Annotated in this window: 19 protein-coding genes; 5 read left to right on the plus strand and 14 right to left on the minus strand. The window is 37.3% G+C overall.

All coding sequences use genetic code 11. From position 1 onward, the window contains the following. Positions 1-21: 21 nt before the first annotated feature. The 4 genes from GM552_RS02895 to bfr form a co-directional block, all read right to left on the minus strand. Positions 22-744 carry a M16 family metallopeptidase gene (locus GM552_RS02895; RefSeq protein WP_370533591.1) on the minus strand — a complete coding sequence of 241 codons (723 nt, stop codon included), beginning with the start codon at positions 742-744 and terminating at the stop codon, positions 22-24. 32 nt (positions 745-776) lie between these two features. Beyond that, positions 777-2030, minus strand: coding sequence for a hypothetical protein (locus GM552_RS02900; protein ID WP_155565199.1), 1254 nt, complete (start codon positions 2028-2030; stop codon positions 777-779). Between the two features lie 80 nt (positions 2031-2110). Continuing rightward, complete coding sequence (locus GM552_RS02905; protein WP_155565200.1) at positions 2111-4825, minus strand: pitrilysin family protein; 2715 nt, start codon at positions 4823-4825, stop codon at positions 2111-2113. 232 nt (positions 4826-5057) lie between these two features. Beyond that, positions 5058-5546: a bacterioferritin gene (gene bfr, locus GM552_RS02910; protein ID WP_110438757.1), complete on the minus strand. Its 489-nt coding sequence runs from the start codon at positions 5544-5546 to the stop codon at positions 5058-5060. A 219-nt stretch (positions 5547-5765) separates the two neighbouring features. On the opposite strand from bfr, the gene GM552_RS02915 reads away from it, so the two are divergent. The 3 genes from GM552_RS02915 (at position 5766) to GM552_RS02925 (ending at position 7476) form a co-directional block, all read left to right on the plus strand. Then, a complete protein-coding gene (locus GM552_RS02915; RefSeq protein ID WP_155565201.1) occupies positions 5766-5945 on the plus strand; it encodes a bacterioferritin-associated ferredoxin in 180 nt (59 codons plus the stop codon). A 159-nt stretch (positions 5946-6104) separates the two neighbouring features. Then, complete coding sequence (locus tag GM552_RS02920) at positions 6105-6629, plus strand: hypothetical protein (protein WP_155565202.1); 525 nt, start codon at positions 6105-6107, stop codon at positions 6627-6629. 88 nt (positions 6630-6717) lie between these two features. Then, the gene (locus GM552_RS02925; RefSeq protein WP_155565203.1) at positions 6718-7476 is read left to right on the plus strand and encodes an STM4504/CBY_0614 family protein; all 759 of its coding nucleotides are present in this window, start codon (positions 6718-6720) and stop codon (positions 7474-7476) included. Here GM552_RS02925 and ccmI read toward each other — a convergent pair. Genes ccmI through GM552_RS02960 form a run of 7 tightly spaced genes read right to left on the minus strand, consistent with a single transcriptional unit; the run spans position 7473 to position 12640 of the window. Beyond that, complete coding sequence (ccmI, locus tag GM552_RS02930) at positions 7473-8201, minus strand: c-type cytochrome biogenesis protein CcmI (protein WP_196424842.1); 729 nt, start codon at positions 8199-8201, stop codon at positions 7473-7475. The two genes, GM552_RS02925 and ccmI, sit on opposite strands and share 4 nt — an antisense overlap. Positions 8202-8216: 15 nt before the next feature. Next, on the minus strand, positions 8217-8675 hold the full coding sequence (locus GM552_RS02935) for a cytochrome c-type biogenesis protein (protein ID WP_155565205.1): 459 nt from the start codon (positions 8673-8675) through the stop codon (positions 8217-8219). A gap of 3 nt (positions 8676-8678) precedes the next feature. After that, positions 8679-9227: a redoxin family protein gene (locus GM552_RS02940; RefSeq protein ID WP_155565206.1), complete on the minus strand. Its 549-nt coding sequence runs from the start codon at positions 9225-9227 to the stop codon at positions 8679-8681. Then, complete coding sequence (locus GM552_RS02945; RefSeq protein WP_155565207.1) at positions 9224-11218, minus strand: heme lyase CcmF/NrfE family subunit; 1995 nt, start codon at positions 11216-11218, stop codon at positions 9224-9226. The genes GM552_RS02940 and GM552_RS02945 overlap by 4 nt, the downstream gene beginning before the upstream one ends. 15 nt (positions 11219-11233) lie before the next feature. Continuing rightward, positions 11234-11728, minus strand: a complete 495-nt coding sequence (gene ccmE, locus GM552_RS02950; protein WP_155565208.1) for a cytochrome c maturation protein CcmE — start codon at positions 11726-11728, stop codon at positions 11234-11236. Then, complete coding sequence (locus GM552_RS02955) at positions 11718-11858, minus strand: heme exporter protein CcmD (RefSeq protein WP_196424223.1); 141 nt, start codon at positions 11856-11858, stop codon at positions 11718-11720. The genes ccmE and GM552_RS02955 overlap by 11 nt, the downstream gene beginning before the upstream one ends. Before the next feature lie 2 nt (positions 11859-11860). Further along, positions 11861-12640 (minus strand): heme ABC transporter permease, encoded by a 780-nt coding sequence (locus GM552_RS02960; protein WP_155565210.1) that lies wholly within the window; start codon positions 12638-12640, stop codon positions 11861-11863. Positions 12641-12767: 127 nt separating this feature from the next. Between GM552_RS02960 and GM552_RS02965 the strand changes: the two genes are divergently transcribed. Next, positions 12768-13061 (plus strand): YciI family protein, encoded by a 294-nt coding sequence (locus GM552_RS02965; protein WP_122123336.1) that lies wholly within the window; start codon positions 12768-12770, stop codon positions 13059-13061. A gap of 6 nt (positions 13062-13067) precedes the next feature. On the opposite strand, the gene GM552_RS02970 is transcribed toward GM552_RS02965, so the two are convergent. From GM552_RS02970 to GM552_RS02980, 3 genes are read right to left on the minus strand one after another with little or no spacing between them, the layout of a single operon-like run. Then, the gene (locus GM552_RS02970) at positions 13068-13832 is read right to left on the minus strand and encodes an ABC transporter permease (protein WP_155565211.1); all 765 of its coding nucleotides are present in this window, start codon (positions 13830-13832) and stop codon (positions 13068-13070) included. Next, the gene (locus tag GM552_RS02975; RefSeq protein WP_155565212.1) at positions 13829-14569 is read right to left on the minus strand and encodes an ABC transporter ATP-binding protein; all 741 of its coding nucleotides are present in this window, start codon (positions 14567-14569) and stop codon (positions 13829-13831) included. Before GM552_RS02975 ends, GM552_RS02970 begins: the two co-directional genes overlap by 4 nt. Continuing rightward, positions 14562-16562, minus strand: a complete 2001-nt coding sequence (locus GM552_RS02980; protein WP_155565213.1) for a glycosyltransferase — start codon at positions 16560-16562, stop codon at positions 14562-14564. The genes GM552_RS02975 and GM552_RS02980 overlap by 8 nt, the downstream gene beginning before the upstream one ends. Before the next feature lie 187 nt (positions 16563-16749). On the opposite strand from GM552_RS02980, the gene GM552_RS02985 reads away from it, so the two are divergent. After that, positions 16750-18291 (plus strand): OprO/OprP family phosphate-selective porin, encoded by a 1542-nt coding sequence (locus GM552_RS02985; RefSeq protein ID WP_155565214.1) that lies wholly within the window; start codon positions 16750-16752, stop codon positions 18289-18291. Positions 18292-18405: the final 114 nt, after the last annotated feature.

The raw sequence follows: 18405 nt of genomic DNA on the forward strand, positions 1-18405 counted from the left end.
AAATAACAATAATATATAATTTTATTTCTGGTTAATTGGCCCTTTGGTAATCTGGGCGAGATCATCAATTCTGATCCATGTTTTAAAGGCTTTCCGAATATCGCCGGCACTCATCCGATAATAGATTTGGGCTGATCTTTGTGGTGTGTCCAGGGGCAATCCCAATTCGCTGAAGGTCAAATATTGTGACGCGAGTTTGTCAATGCTGGAACGTTGCAATGGGATGCTCCTCAGCAATGACGCCTTGGCCAGTTGCAGTTCATGTTCGCTGACGGGTTGCGTCTGCATGGCCTGCAAGTCTTTCAGGGCTGCCTTGCGGGCGAGATCAACCTTGTCAGGATCCGCGCCAAAACTGATGTTATATCCCGCACGTGTGCGGGACCAGTCAAAAGAGCTGTTTACGTTATAGACATATCCTGTCTTAACCCGCAAGTCTTTGTAAAACCGCCCTGCAAATCCGCCACTTAATATTTCATTGCCAAGGTTCAGGGCATAATGATCCGGATGGTAAACGTTCAGCGGGATGGATTCAACCAATGCGACGCTGCTTTGCACTGCGCTTTTATCGGGAACATGAATGTAGGAGGTCTTGCTATTTGGACGTTGAGGCAAATCAAGATTGGGCCTGACACCTTTCGCCTTCCATGACCCGAAATATTTTTCAACGGTTGCCTTCGCTTTTTCAGGCGTTATGTTGCCTGCCACAACAATTGTTGCAAGGTCTGGAAGAAAGGATTGCTGAATTTTTTCAGGTCAAAACCGGAAATTACTGATATTTAAATATTATATTTTTCTTTTCTCAATTTTACATATTCATTGATAAGTAATTCTGTATTCATATGAGATTCTTGTGAATAAAAACTTAAATGAGAGACAGTAAAATCGGAAAATAAAGCTGTTTTACGATTTAAATATTGTGGTGTATTGCTTGTTAAAATTTGTTCATCATCGCATTGAAAAGGCAACATCATAAAGCGTAAATCTCTTCCTTTCCAAGATATAAAATTAATTGATAACCTTTTGTCCCATTCTACAATTTTTGATGTTAAAGGTAGGGGCTTTCCACGATTTTTAATGAAATAAGAGTGCAGCTTTTCAGCTTTTTCTCCATTTTCCCATAAACTACCCTTAAAACCGTTAGGTGGAAGTTCAAATTCACCTACCTCATCAGGGATGGATAAATTCTCTTTTTGAAAATAGGCACATACGCCGTTGTTGACAACGTTTGCTGATAACAGGAAATATTCATCATTTCTTCGTCTGAATTCAATAAATTCCTTCAGTTTTTCAAGTTCAATATAAACTATATCATCATCACATTTCAGGAAAACATCATCTTTGAAAAGGTCAATTCTTGAAGCATAATATCGATAGGCATGATAATAGGGATAAGATTCGTTTAAGTTGCCTATGAATTGTTTTATTCTGTCATTGACATAACAGAACTCTAGCCATGCACCAAATCCGCCTTGCAAGTATAGTTTTGGTATATTGTCTCTATTAAGAAGGTTGAATGTTGGAAATTCATATCCGTTGATTGAAATATTTATGTCGTTATCACTTCCCCTGCTGATCGTGAGGATATTATCGCAGTAAGCGTTTAGGAGAGTGAAAAATTCTGTTTTAAAAATTTCCTCTGTATTGTCTCTATTATTGTCATATAAATTTTTTGAATCAACTCTTCTTATTTCCGAACCGGAGTTACCCCATCCACCTATGACAACCTCTGTAAATTTATCCTGGTTTTTTTCTACAAATGCTATATGAAGATCATTTGATATTCTTAAAGGAATGGTAAGTTTAGAATTTTTGGGTAAATCTTTATAAAATTGGTAACCGGCATTATCTTGCATATATGCTATTGGTCCGTAATTGTTTCTGACATATTCTTTATCAGTTTTATTACGGGTAAAATCCCATATATGCCATTCATCTAATAAATTATTGTTTAGTGCATATCGTATATATTGATTTAAATTTTCCATTCTGTCTTGACGACCGGCAAATGTAATTAAAATATTTTTTGACATATAAATTCCACTACTTAATTTTTATAAGATGAAGGGTAAAGATTATAATTTTTAATTCAAAATAACAATAATATATAATTTTATTTCTGGTTAATTGGCCCTTTGGTAATCTGGGCGAGATCATCAATTCTGATCCATGTTTTAAAGGCTTTCCGAATATCGCCGGCACTCATCCGATAATAGATTTGGGCTGATCTTTGCGGTGTGTCCAGGGGCAATCCCAATTCGCTGAAGGTCAAATATTGTGACGCGAGTTTGTCAATGCTGGAACGTTGCAATGGGATGCTCCTCAGCAATGACGCCTTGGCCAGTTGCAGTTCATGTTCGCTGACGGGTTGCGTCTGCATGGCCTGCAAGTCTTTCAGGGCTGCCTTGCGGGCGAGATCAACCTTGTCAGGATCCGCGCCAAAACTGATGTTATATCCCGCACGTGTGCGGGACCAGTCAAAAGAGCTGTTTACGTTATAGACATATCCTGTCTTAACCCGCAAGTCTTTGTAAAACCGCCCTGCAAATCCGCCACTTAATATTTCATTGCCAAGGTTCAGGGCATAATGATCCGGATGGTAAACGTTCAGCGGGATGGATTCAACCAATGCGACGCTGCTTTGCACTGCGCTTTTATCGGGAACATGAATGTAGGAGGTCTTGCTATTTGGACGTTGAGGCAAATCAAGATTGGGCCTGACACCTTTCGCCTTCCATGACCCGAAATATTTTTCAACGGTTGCCTTCGCTTTTTCAGGCGTTATGTTGCCTGCCACAACAATTGTTGCAAGGTCTGGACGAAAGGATTGCTGATAGAAATTTTCCAAATCATTTAAGGTTAATTTCATAACTTTTTCAGGGACTGGCTGACGTAAACTTGGGTCATTAATGGGATTGACCGCTTTTGCAACGGATCTGTCAAAATGATAACCTGGGGACTGGTATAATCCTTTTAGGGACTGCGCTGTTTGTGATTTGACGATATCTAGGTTTTCTTGTTTGAAAGACGGATTTAACTCGCTATCAGCCAATAACTGCATACCACGGTCAAAATAGGGCGTAAGAACAGATAATGAAAAGTCGCTTCCTGTATTGATATCGGCAGCGATGTCATCAATCTGTTTGCGAAAAGCCAGACGATCATAAGTCTTGGTCCCATACTTGAACATCTCATCTGTAATGTCTGAAATACCTTCCTTATCTTTTTCCTCTTGCAGACTTGAGTTCTGTCGAATGGCACCGAATACACTTATGGTATCACTGACATTGATTGGCTGAACAATCAAACGAATACCATTTTTCAGGGTTATATCTGTAGGTAAAGGGGATGCCTTGGGTATATTAAGTTTTTTCAGTGCCTTATCAGCCCATTCAGGCAAGGGGACAGGTCTATCAGGAATTGAGGCAAAGGATTCAGCACCTCCATAACCTTTTTTCGATAGAGGATTTCCGGAATCCTCAGGTGTGAGAATCGCCGTGATCGCTTCTTCCGGTTTTAAAATCCTTTTTGCCAATTGGTTAACTTTTTCTGGAGTGACTGCTTTAAGAGCGGCAATCATATCATCAGGACTATTTAATTCCTGAAAAGCCAAGGCATTTGACCAGCTGCTGGCCAATCCCGTGATACTGTTGGCAGAGAATTTGAGGGATGCAATCTCCTTGCGTTTTGCCGCTTCAACAAGTTCGGCCGGAACACCATTTTCATGAAAATATCTAAGGATTGTCTGAACCTCGTTCAAAAGGGATTGATAATTCCTGTTTTTTGGAAATGCTGCAATAGCCACGCCAAAGCCCGTATTGCCTTTGGGAATATATTCAAAATCAGCTGACAGGGCCTTTCCCTGTGGCACTAAACCATATAACTTTTCCCGCTGGCTTGAAATAACGTCACTCATAATGGTCGCGGCGGCATAATCACTGGATTTTTCCCCAGGCATACGCCATGCCATTGTTATAAGTCCAGCTGGGAGATCCGTTGGAAAATGTAATGTTTTGGCTTTTATTGGCTTTAATTTGAAAGAGGTTTGTTTGGGTAGATTTTTGCGAGGTAGGGAAGAAAAATTTTGTTTGACAGTTGCCAGGGTTTTTTGGGGATCAATATCGCCTGAGATAACAAGGATTGCATTATTGGGTGTGTAGTAAGTTTCATAGAATTCACGTAAATCCTGAACGGTTGTTTTATCAAAAGATGGACGGGTTCCCAAAGCATCATGTTCATATGGGGTGTCCTTGAATAAAATCTTTTGTAATTCAGAAACATATTTATAAATTGGATTGGACAAATCCCTTGAAACTTCTTGTTCAATCGCTCCACGTTCCTTGTCCCAATCCGCGGCATTTAGGCTTAATCCATTCATTCGTAAAGCTTCAATTTTCAGGATAACATCTAAATCTTCGGCAGGAGCTGTGTAATAATACTGTGTGACGTGTTCTGTGGTAAAGGCATTATAGCTTCCGCCCAATTGTGCCCCGATAATTGCCAGCTGATCCTTGTCTAGACCTTTGCTTCCACGAAACATCATATGTTCCAATGCGTGTGCAGTTCCCGGGAATCCCTTTGGCGTTTGGTTGGAACCGGCAAGATAGTTGACTTGCGCCGTAACAACAGGGGCCAAATTATTTTTAATGATAATCACCCGTAATCCATTTTTCAAAGTGGCGCGAATTACCTGCTGTTTTGAAGAAGGTATATTTTTTGATGAAATATGATTGGTGGGAACAGAATAGGCAGGATGAAGAAACCCGCTAAAAGGGGTGGTTGCAAGCAAAGTCAAGCTTAGTGTCAAAGGGGGTAGGATTGATCTCATGTCTTTGATTTCCTGTTCGGGTCTTGTCTATTGAAATATTTAAAACAGGGTTGTTTAATTTGTAAAAGCTAATCTTGCTTAATTACAGAGGATCTGTCAAAGACAATCTATTGTAAGATTGGATGGATATATTAACTTGATTTGTATGAAAAAGGATAATTCGTAATTTTCTTAGAAAGTAAGATAGTAACATCTTACTTTAATAAGATATCCATATTGAATAAAATCTGAATTACGATTCTTGTTCCGTTGCGTGATCGGAATTTAAAGTGATGTATCGACCTATAGAAATTTGTTTGATCAGATCAAATTGTTTGTCAATGAAGTCAATATGTTTTTCTTCAGAATCCAAAATTGAAACAAAAATATGACGAGTCACGTAATCCTGTATCTGTTCACAATAGGAAACTGCCTCGCGTAAATCTTTGCAAGCCTTCATCTCCATCTGGCGATCAGCATGGAGGATCTCTTCAACTGACTGACCAATCTGTACGGTGTTTAGTCTTTGCATATTGGGCAATCCGTCAAGCATGAGAATACGTTCAATCAGCGAATCTGCATGTTTCATTTCCTCAATGGATTCCTGGTATTCTTTTTTGCCAAGAATGGTGACTCCCCAATGACACAGGGTTTTGTAGTGAAGATAATATTGATTGATGGCTGTTAATTCATTTGTAAGTTGAATATTCAAATATTCAATTACTTTTTTATCTTTGATCATTAATGAAATCCTTAGTTGGTGTATGTTTAAATTACTTGATATTATTAAAATAATCTTTGTGATTATTTAGTTAATTATATGTTTTTTTTATAAATAAAAAAAGAAATAAATCCATGATCAAAAAAAGTTTAGATACGTAATAAAAAAATTGTAGACATAGTTATTAAGAATGGTTATTATAATCATTATTAACAACCTAGTTGTGATGGGGCCTTGGCGATGTATATTTGTTCATGTCGTGCATTAACCGACAAGGATATAGGAAATGCTATTAAGGATGGTGCAGACTGTCCAAGCAAAGTCTATAAATCTTGTGGTTCAAAACCCGACTGTGGCCGATGTATTCAACGGATTTTGAGTATGTTGAAAGAACATAGGCAAAACGCGATCCAACCCTAATTTTGTATGTTTGTTTCTTGATATCCTTTAACCCGCTTTTTTTAATTAAAGCGGGTTCTTTTTGCGAAGGTTAAAATATAATTTTTGGAAATGTATATTGTTTGATTAAGCTTGATATAATGCTATAACTTTTTTTAAAAGTTGCTGGATAAAAGTTTCATGTTTTCAAATAATAAACCCCCCGTTTCTGATCGAATCCTCGCTTTTGATCTATGGTTACTGGATCGTTTTTTCCAACCAATTGCTGACCGTCTGCCAGAAAAATGGTCAGCATTGAAAATTGGAATGAGTTTACAGCTCGGATCGCTGGTTTTTTCAGCCGGTTCCCTGATTCTACTTGTTCTTTATTTTGAAATGAGTATTTTTTCTGTGCTTTTTAATGTAATGGCATGGTGTCTTGGCGTGTTATTTTATTTCTCCATTTATCGTATGCAATCCATTATTCGGGTAGGATTTCTCAATCCGTTTCGTATGATGCTGGCAGGCATAAGAATTATCTCGATTCCATTTGCAATCTATTCAATCTATCTAGGAATCGTCGCGGATCAGCGTTTTCAGGAAACATTATTATTGAACAGCATCAGTAATACAATTTTTGTATTTGGCATCTATCTTATCTCCTGTCAGCCCAACCCTCCGCCAGAAAAGAAACGTCAAACCGCTTTTTCATTGAATACAATGTAAAAAATATTTTAATTTCATAAAAATAATTTTTTAAAAATGGTAATCATAAATCTATATTCAAATCGTATTCAATTATTATCCAATAAACATGGATAGTAAACAGTTGTGGATTTTGACTTATGAAATTGTATCAAGGGAATGGGGAAAAAAATTTTTAGACCCTTATTCACCAAGTTTTATTGATCGATTCGAATCTTATATTGTTAGTAATGATAAATATGAACATGTTTTAGATTTAATTGAATGTGTAATTAATATAAGGATAACAATTCTCTTAAAAGTTGATCCTAATTACAAGTTCATTAACGATGAAATCTTAATTAAGTTGATTGAGGAATTGAATAAACGTTTTCTTTATGCAGGCGTAGGGTATCAGATTGATCATCAATATGTTCATAAGGAAATCGTTAAACCTGCATTGGAGATTATTCATAATAAGGCTTTTGAAAAGGTTAATGGAGAATATAGTAATGCACATAAACATTACTGGAATCAATATATCAAGGATTGTATTGTCGCATGTAATCGTGCTTTTGAATCTTTGTTGAAATCAATTTGCAATGAATGTGAATGGGAATATGATCCAAACAATCGGGCCAGTGACCTTATAAAAATTATACACAACAATGGATTGTTTCCTGTTGGGATGGAAAAGACAATCGACAGTTATATCATGACTCTCAAAACAGGGGTGCCAGAATTGCGAAATCATTTTGGTGGTCACGGCAGTTCATCTCAATCTCCATCGCCATCAATTTTTATGGCGGAATATGTTTTACATCTTACCGCGACAAATATTGTTTTTTTATATAATGCTTTCAGAAATTATCAATTCAAACAGAATTAAGGATTGTTTTTCTGATATTCCATGACTCTCTGTTCAGCCATATTTCGCCACGGTGCATCTGAAGGTGCGCGTTGTAGGGCCTGTTGAAAAAGAGTGAATGATTCTTCGGTCATATGACCATTTTTTTGAATTATCAGTTCGGCAATTTGCGCGGCCAGATAAGGGTCAAAACGTTGGTCAAGAGCTGTTTCCCAGGCTTGAATAGCATTGTCTAACTGACCTTGTTCAGCTTCAATCCGGCCTAGTAAGAGGTAACCTTCTATCCGTTTCGGATCATTATAAGCAAGCGTGACAATTTTTTCTTTTAATTGTTTTACATAAGGTACGAGATCTTTATTCTGTTTTTGCTGTTCAGCTATTCTTGTCCATAAGGGTTGAGAAGGCAAGGCAGGTACACCATTAAGCAAATAGAGACCTATGGCGGTCAGGGGAATGCAAATCAAGCCGCACAGAATAAAAAAATGATCATTGGTTGCCGGATCACAAGATATGGAATTATTTTTTTCACTTTGATCGTCAGAATTTAAAAGCCGGCGTTGAATTTCAAGTTTTGCCTGATGATATTCTTCTGGTAAAATCAATTCCTGCCGCAATTCACTTTCCAGTTCTTTAAGTTGTAACTGGTAAAAAGCTATTGAAGGATTATTCGCTATTGAAGGATATTTTTTTTGGTACAGACTTATAAAACAGGGTATCAAACTGATAAGACTGATTAAAATCATCATTATCCATAACATGGATCAAGGTTCTTTCATCAATTTTTCAAGACGTTTTTCTTCATCTTTATTTAAGGGAGATGGCTTCAACCCTTTTTTCCTGAAATTTATGAGAGCTATTAGACACCCTGTCAAAAGGGCAAGTAAAGGCATAAACCACAATAATGCGGTTGCAAGATTAAGGGGAGGACTTAACCGCACGAAATTGCCGTAACGGTCAACCATCCATTGGATGATTTGATCATCGGTTTCACCAGCCTGAACATGTTGGCGAACGACTTTTCTTAGATCCCTTGCCAGTTCGGCATTACTGTCTTCTATGGATTCATTCTGGCAAACAAGACAGCGTAATTGCGAGCCAATTTCTTCGGCTTTTTTTTCCTGCCGTTGGTTTGGCAATATTTCATCAGGGCTGTCGAGACCATAGATGGGAATAGAAAAAAAGTTAATGATTATCAGGACAAGAATGATAACTAATCGCATTGATCAGGTCCCTACAAGTGAAAGCAGGGATGAAACGGCAGTTTTATCCAAAGGTTTGGCATAATGCCAACGTATAATTCCCCCCGGGATAATAAGAAAACTTTCAGGCACGCCAGAAATTCCCCAATTGATTCCAATCATCCCCTCATCATCCTGTCCTAGATATTGATATGGATTTTCATGACGGTTTAGAAACTGGTCTATCGTATTATATTTGTCTTTATAAGCTATGCCCCATATGGAAAGCCTGGTGGAAAGCTGATTCAAAATTGGCATCTCACTGATACAGGGTAGACACCATGAAGCAAAAAAATTGATTAATACGGGTTTGTGCTGTTGCTTTAACAATAGACTGTCAAAATTTTTGTAGGATAATATTGGCTTGAGTTTGAAATTTGGAATAGGTTTGTTCAAATTGGGAAGTTCTATTTTATGCGGATCGAATTTTCCATTTTTTAAACTGGAAAGCATCGTGGCAAACCCTCCACCTGCAAGAACGGTTGCACCCAGTGGTAATCCCCATATCAATCGTCGTCGGGTAATGGATTTCATGATGATTGTTCCATATTTTGCATAGAAAATTTTTTATTGTTCTTATTGGCGCAAAGATCAATAAGGGTGATGATACCTCCTAATATCATAATGAAACCACCGATCCAGATCCAGGGTGCCAAGGGGTTGAAATGTAATCTCAGGACATAGACGCTAGCTTTGTCATGATTGTTCCTGTTATCTCCAAGAACAGCGTACAAATCAGCGATAAAATTGGTATGAATGGCTACATCTGTTATGACCTGTTGCTGGCGAGGAAAAAAATGTCGGGCAGGAAACATCCAGCATATTGTTTTATTATGTCTACTGATTTTAAGAACCGCCTCCTCGGATTGATAGTTGGGTCCATTTTTTTTCTGTACAGATTCCAGGGTCCATTCATAACCCGCCAGATGCAGAGTTGTCCCAATAGGTACCTCAACAATTTTTTGTTGACTATAGGCCATTCCCACAATCCCCAATAAGGTAACAGCAACGCCAATATGAGCAATATAGGCAGCATAAAAGGATCTGGGTAAATTTTTCATCCGGCTGATATTATTTTTGAAAGAGGTATGAAATAAAGATAATTTACCGCTGAAATCTGTGAGGGCACCCATGATTACCCAGAATGAAACCCCTGTCGCAATCGCTGGCAAGAAACGATGTAAATAAATAAAACTTGCGATAACGATAATGATCGTAATAATTCCCATAATGGATAAAGGACGAAGCAAATTTTTTATTTTTGCTTTTTTAAATGCCAACCAAGGTGCAAATGCCATAAAAAAAATAGCAATAAGGGCCGGAGGGATAAAGGTTTTGTCAAAAAATGGTTTTCCAACGGAAATAGTCTCTCCATCAATCATTTGTAAAACAGGAGGGTAGAGGGTGCCAACCAAAATAATGGCAGCCAGGGAGCAGAATAATATATTATTGAGAATGATTGAGCCTTCTCGAGATAAAGGCGCAAATAATGCCGTGAATAAAAGAAGTGGAGCCTGCCACGCAAACAGAACCAAAGCGCCTCCACAAATAATTGTTAGTAATACAAGAATGAAAATTCCACGGGTTGGATCTGATGCAAATGCGTGTACGGAATTTAATATGCCAGAACGCACCAGAAAAGTTCCACATAATGCAAGAGAAAAAGTTATAATGGAAAGAAAAATCGTCCATGCTTTCAGGGCTTCACGTTTTTCAACGATCAAGGCTGAGTGTAATAAGGCAGTTCCCGTCAACCATGGAATTAATGCGGCATTTTCGACAGGATCCCAAAACCAGTAGCCTCCCCATCCAAGAACATAGTAGGACCACCATGATCCAATTGCTATACCAGCGGTAAGAAAAACCCATGCAGTAATAACCCAGGGTCTAATCCATCGTCCCCAGACTGCATCAATTCGTTTTTCCATCAATGCGGCAACAGCAAAGGCGAATGGGATTGAAAAACCTACATAGCCAGTATAAAGAATTGGGGGATGAAACGCCAATCCCGGGTCCTGAAGTAGCGGGTTCATTCCTTGACCTTCCATCGGGGTAGGCCAGATTCGCAGGAAAGGATTTGATGTAATCAGGCAAAAAAGTTCAAAACCAGCTGCGCATCCGCCAAGAATGGCAATGATTTTTATTCTCAATGAAAATGGAAGATGATGACTGAAACTTGAAAAAAGAACCCCGAAAAAGGAAAGTATAAATGCCCACAAGAGAATTGAACCTTCGTGATTTCCCCATATGCCTGTTACTTTATAAAGAATGGGTTTGTCACTTGCACTATTCTGTAAGATATTTTGCACAGAAAAGTCATTATTCAATGCTGCTGTAACCAAACAAATAAATGTTATCAACAGAGTGAAAAACTGTCCCCATGCCAGGGGGGACGCTAGATTCATTAAATGAAAATTATATTTTTTGTTTCCTAGTAATGGCAGAACAAATTGAGCCCCCGCCAAACAGCAGGCAAGTGCCAATGCAAAATGACCAAGTTCGGGACTTAGAAGAATTGAAAACATTTGTCATTCCATTGCTTATTGGGGTTTTATCATGTGGTTCCAGCTGTCTGGATCGGGTGGTGGACCAAAACGCGGATCCCACTTGCCATTTTTGCGCAAAGCGTCGGCGATTTCTTTAGGCATGTAAGTTTCATCATGTTTGGCCAATACTTCAGTGGCGATGAATATTCCTTGAGGATTTAAGTAACCAATGGCAATAACGCTTTGTCCCTCTCGAAATAGATCAGGTAAAATGCCTCTATATTTTACATGAATGGCAGCTTTTCCATCTGTAATATCAAATATAGCGATTGGTGTGTGATGGTCATTCTGATGATGAAGGGAGTTGGCTACAACCATTCCTCCCAATCGTATTGTGGTAGAATTAGATATGGATTGGTTTATGAGTTGGGAAGGAACTTTGAAATAGACTAAATTACTTGAAAAAGCTGATAAAATCAATGCGATTGCAATCGCGAAGCCTATCATGCAAGTTAGGATTATCCATAGACGTTGAGTTTTACGTTTCATGACTAAGTTTTTTCATAATGTCCAGTTTATTTTTTGCCTGGTGAAACCGTCTATAAGTGGTAAGCCATAGAGCCAAAACAGTTAACAGGGTAATTCCATAAGCGGAAATCAAGTAGGGGAGATGCGACATGATCATTGCATTGACAAAGATTGTGAATTGATAAGTAGGCGATGGATCTGGTTTTCAAGAATGGCGGTTCGAATTCGTGTAAATAGTATACCTATAAATCCAAGGGAAAAACCCAGCGAACAGAAAATCAATGGGGTAGCAATGGAAAGAGTGATTGAAGAGGCATGGGTTAAACTGAATGTATTTGGCTGATGTAATGTGTTCCACCATTGAACACTGAATTTGATTATAGGGAGATCAAAAACGCCTGCAAGGGCAAGAATGGAAGCTGCCTTATAACCCTTTTGAGGTTCATCAAAGGCATGACATAAAGTGATATGTCCTAAATAGAGAAAAAACAATATCAGAACTGATGTTAATCGTGCATCCCAAACCCACCAAGTGCCCCACATGGGTTTTCCCCAAATGGACCCCGTTATTAAACATAGGGCAGTTACAATAGCTCCAACAGGTCCAATTTCTTTGGCCGCTAGATCGGCTAAGGGATGTTTCCAGACTAGGGATGAAAAACCGCAAAAAGCAAGTAAAATATAACCGGCACTGGCAAGCATGGCCATGGGAACATGAATATACATAATTCTTACGCTATCTCCTTGCTGCCAATCTGCTGGGGAGATAAAAAGGCCCCATATTATTCCAATGACGATGAAAAACAAAGCAAACCCGTTGATCCAGGGCTGAAGTTTTGTCGTAAACTGAAAAAAAAATTTCGGATTTGCTAATCGATTGATTGAAAAAAATCGATTATTTCTTGGTTTTGATAGAGTTCTTGAATCAGTCATTGAAAAATAATCAGGGTTTATGGAAAATAAGAGGATATTTTATATTTAAAAAACTGGCAAGCTTATCCATTCTTGGTCATAATATGTTTTTTTATTTATGATTTGTAAAGTAGTGATGGGAGAACAAATGTTATTTGTAATAATGTGTAATGACAAACCTTCGTCTCTGGAAATGAGAATGGCTGTTCGCTCTCAACATCTGGCGTATCTTAAAACTTATGAAAAACAAATAAAAATTGCTGGCCCCTTATTGGATAATGAGGGAAAAAGTTGTGGCTCACTCATTATTTTGAATGTAGAAGATCGAGCAGCTGCCGAGGGATTTGCCATCAGTGATCCTTATGCAAAAGCAGGTTTATTTGAAAGTGTCATAATTCGTTCCTTTAAGGAAGTTTGTTCCGAAGGTCAGATGCTAATATAATTAAGTTTATTCATTTGACCAGGGAATTAAGGTTTTCGTTGTTAATGTAACGATTCCCCACAAACTCATTGTCATGAATGATAATATCAAAAGAGCGGCAAACATCAAATCTGTTTGAAAACGGTTGTTGGCGTTTTGCATTAAATATCCCAAACCGGAAGACGCGCCGACCCATTCTCCAATGACCGCACCAATGGGAGCGATAGCTGCTGCGATTTTCAAACCTGACGAAAAAGCGGGTAAAGCAGCAGGAATACGTATAAATAAAAGTTGTCGTAAGGCAGATGTATTCATGGTTTTGCTTAAATCAAGATATCCTTGAGGTGTTCTGTTTAGGCCGTCAAAAAAGGATGAAGTTACGGGAAAAAAAATCATTATAACGGTCATTACAACTTTTGAACTTATTCCGAAACCAAACCATAATACGAGTAAAGGGGCTAGAGCAAAGGTGGGAATTGATTGACTGATAATGATGATGGGCATTAACCAGTGACGGAGAAAAGGAACAAGTATCATAAAAAGAGCAAGAAACATTCCAAAAAAACATCCAATTACCAACCCTATTATGGTTTCTTGTGTTGTTGTAAGCGTGGCTTGCCATAAAAGCTGATGATTATTGTTTAGAGCCTGAACGACCGCTGAAGGTGAGGGTAAAAGATAAGCGGGGACGTAATTGAAAAAACTGATCAACCACCAGATAAAAATCAAGCTTCCGATTAATGAAACAATGCGGATACTTATTAACAAAGATTCATGTAAATGAGTTTTCATGATTGTGTTTTTTCTATCAAAAGAGATAACAAATGGGCTTGGGCCTTTTGTAAGTCGAGATTTTCCAGCGGATGAGGTATAGATCCAGGAACTACCAAAGAATCGTATAGTTTTGCAGGAGTTCCTGCCATAATCTGAATTTGTTCTCCCAATCGACAAGCTTCGAAAGGATCATGTGTGATAAGAATAACTGTTTTACCTTTCAACAATTTTGCCGTATAGGTTTGCATGTTGGTTCGTGTTACACTATCCAATGCTGAAAAAGGTTCATCCATTAAAACGATGGGGCGATTTTCATACAGTGTTCTTGCAAGAGCGATACGTTGACGCATTCCGCCAGACAGTTCGGATGGATATGCATTTGCAACATGGGATAGGCCTACTTGTTCAAGGATATCTAAAGCTTTATGCCGATTTGGTTTTTCACCACGGAGTTTACTGCCTAGGGTGACATTATGTAGTATTTTTGCCCAAGGCATTAACAGATCCTGTTGTCCCATATAACTGATCCGTTTTGATAAAGATTTGTTATCATCCGCTTTTACGCTTCCCAGCTTACAAGGTTGCAATCCTGCAATTATTTTTAAAAGACTACTTTTACCCACACCACTTGCACCAAGAATAATACTGAATTTTCCGGCTGGAAAAACAGTGTTTAGATTTTTGAACAATTGACAATTATTGAAGGTTAATGAAATATTCTCTATCAAAATGCTTGGGGGATTGGAATCAGACATTATTTTCAGTTAATCCAAATGGAATTGAAATGCGAGGGGGAAAGGCAAGCTGGTAATCTCTTCCACGTTGCAGGGAATAATTGGGATTATAAAATGGATCATGATTTATGATTTTAAAATGTTTTTTCTTCAGGGAAAGAATTTCCTGTCGTTCTTTTCCGGCACGTTCACCCTTGTAATGATTTCCGAGTGAAAGAGATTCGTAATGGATCAGTTGTGCATTCTGACACTGGATGATATGATGTTTTTTCTCTCTTAAACGTAAACAGAAATCAATATCGTTATATGCTATTTCAAATGTCTCATCAAATCCATTTACCTCGTTAAAAGCCAGACGACGAATAACCATACAGGCACCCGTCACGGCACTGACCTCATGATCATGCGTCAGGTAAAAATTATCTGACTTGTGAAAACGACCGGCATGTTCACATAAATTAGCGGCACCCATTATAACGCCCGCATGCTGAATATTTTTATCAGGATAAAATAGTTTTGCACCAACAGCACCTACTTTTTCATTTTGCATATGACCCATCATTAAGGATAACCAGTTTTGATCCAGAGGTTCAATATCATCGTTTATTAGGGCTATAAAAGGGTATTTAGAATGCCTGATGGCAACGTTGCAACTTTTCGAAAAATTGAATTGATCCGTTTCAACAAATAGAACTTTTAAATGTTTATGATACTGGAATGAACTGAGAAATTTCTCCTGTTGTTTTGTCAAGGGTTTATTTTGCGAGATGACAAGAATAATTTCTAATCTTGGGTAAGAGGTTTTTTTTATTAGTTTTGTAATACATTGATGTATGGTTTCGGAACCGAGGGTTGTCGGGATGATGAGGCTTACGGGATCTTGATAATTTATATAATTTATATCAAAGGGAAATGTATGGGTATTAACGTTAAATTGCCAATTCAGTTTAGTTTTGAAAATTTTGATGATTTCAATTGTTTCATTTTTATCATGTAATGATATTTTTGCAGTCCTATGACTTAAGATCAGAGGGACATGATAAATAAAATGATTTTTTTTCCATAAATAAAGAGCCAAAGCCATTCTAATGGCATGGATGGAACGAATTGGAGAATCAAATTCTTTTATGAAATCATCAAATATATCTTTTCTGATAATCCATATATCTTGGGTAAGAAAACCTGTCAGTAGAATCGACAAGTTAAAATTTTGCTTGAATACAGGGTTGCTGCGTTCATTCAGATTATTGATTTCATCTGAATCAGCGTAAAGTGCGGCCGGATAATGTTGACGAGCAGCCTGATCGGCAAAAACAGCCAAACTGTGTTCTTCTAAAATTTCATTTGAATTTTTAAGAATGATATAATGTGCTTGGGAAGTGGTTCTTCCTCTAGTATTCGGATGCTGGTAAAAATTGTTCCAGTCAATTTCCATGATTTTACCATAATATGTAAATAATGAAAAAACAGGCCATAGATGAATATAAGTACTTTCATATAGTTTCTTTATCTCGTTACCATTCCAGTTTTCATATAAATTGTACCAATATTTATATGGTAAATTAGGAAAAAATATTTGTTGATTTTGTAATAATCCCATTCGAATACGTTTGTTTAGATGAATGAAGGGATAACAAAAAATTTTTATAAAAGTAAAAGGATTTATAATAATTAATATTAAAGCCGTCGTTAAGCGGCTCAGAGCCCGAATTTTTACTGATGAAACTGATTGTAAAGCGGAATTAAAAATTTTGGCGATTGGATAGATTCGTAAACAGTTCGTTTTCTCAGGAAGATAAACAAGAGATACACGCCAAAAGTTGGGAAGAAACCTACCGGAGACAAGATAAGTTAAAGGTTCAAATGTTGGGTCATCCCTATGGTTTATATATAGATACAATGGGATCGTTTTGGGTAATTTTTTATGTAATTTTACGGAAATCAGGCACCATTTTTTTTGATATTTAGAGGGTAATAACCTTTCAAAATAGAAAAAATCTCGGAAAAGTGACATCTCATCTCACGTTTGTTATTCGACAATTATTTTAAATTATAAAATTATTAAAAACTTAATTTGGTTTATTTTAACATTTTTGAATAAAAATTGAAATATTTGTGAAATTATATTTCAATCTTGAGTGGCTTATAAATGGGTATTGAGCTTATTTTCGTCTAATAAAATTATATAGGGGTCATTGATAATGGTAAACAATATTGAAGCCGTACAAAGTAACCTCTCATATGGACGTAAAAAAGGGTTTTTACGATCATGTACAATGGGTATTCTTTTTTTGAAGATCTCGATTTCATTTTCTTATGCAAATGTCTATCAGACTAACCGATGGAGATCAAATATAACTCCTTTTTTAAATAAAGAAAAAGAAGAAAAAAAAGACAAAGATGAAAATGATCAACAGGCTGAATATATTTGTTATGAAAAATCCATCCGTTGCACAATGTGGAATGCGGATAGGGTCGTAAATGTTGATCCATATAAAGACCTTCATTATCAAGTAGGTTATTCAACGCTTGCCTTTCCAAAGGGAAGACCGACATTTTATTCAGCGAGTAAAAAACTTAGTATCGCTTTTGGTCTTTATATTAATTACGACATTGGGGCTTTATTAGGTCCAAATAAACGAGCAAATGGACCAAAAGTTTCAAGTTATCAAGGAACTTTACGTCGTGGACGTCCGATTATTGTTGTAAAATATACTGATTTCGCCTTAACGGTTACACCAGATATTGGACGTTTTGGACTTGAACATCATGATCTGTTCGGAGCGGATTTGAAATATACAGGTATTAAGAATCTGGTAATTGGAGGGGGTTTACTCCAACCCACTTTATCAATGTTGGATTCTGAAACTTCCAGGGGATTTTTTCTTGCAGAACGACCCATGGTTATCGATATGTTAAGAAATGTTGCCGGAGGGGAACCTCGTGCTGGTTTCAATGTTATTCATTGGGGGCAGCGATACCTTATCAGTGTTGGCTATACAGGGCAACGCGTTGGTAAAAAATTTACCAATTTTCAACAGGGGCAGAAGGGAGGCGTTTTAAGATTGGCGGGTCGTCCAATAGCTTCAAGAAATATTGATCTTCATTTGGGCGTAACAGGAACATTTGCCGTTCATGGTGAAAATAGAAAATATTCTATTGTAAGTTATAATGAATCCCGTCTTTTCCCTTCCGCGGCAGATTTTAAGACAGGAACCATCAATGGTGTCAACAGTATATGGGCTGTAGGTCCTGAATTTGCCTTACGATGGAAAAGGTTGATTTTTCAAGGGGAATATTATTCATTTTTTATGCCAAGGAAGAATGAGGGATATGGACATAATGATAATCTTCATTTTTGGGGATGGTATGGAAGTTTAAATTACGCGATTTTCGGGGCTCATCGTCATTATTTACCCTCTCGCGCTATTTTTGCAGCACCAGAAGGTTCACTGTTTAATCCTGCCGCTGGGGATTGGGGAGCTTTGGAATGGTCAGTCCGTTGGAGTTATCTGAACCTCAATAGTCATGCTGGGGATTATGAAAATAACAAATATGCAGCAGGAGTGCAAGGTGGAAAACAGAAAGTCATAGCAACGGGGTTTAACTGGTATCCGTCACCACATTTCAGGGTGATGATTGATTATAATCATATAATTTCATCACGTGCTAGAAACAATTTATGGCATTTAAGAAAAAAGGATAGCAATCTAATAATTTCACGTTTACAACTAACTTTTTAAGGTTTTGAAGTGCTATTTTTAAAATTTATTTAACATGAAAAATTATTTTTTCTAAATATAATACTATATTTTAACGTAAATAAAAATTTATTACAAAAATATTGTATATATAAT

Origin of the sequence: Commensalibacter sp. ESL0382 (assembly GCF_009725775.1) — a bacterium.
GTDB lineage: Bacteria > Pseudomonadota > Alphaproteobacteria > Acetobacterales > Acetobacteraceae > Commensalibacter > Commensalibacter melissae.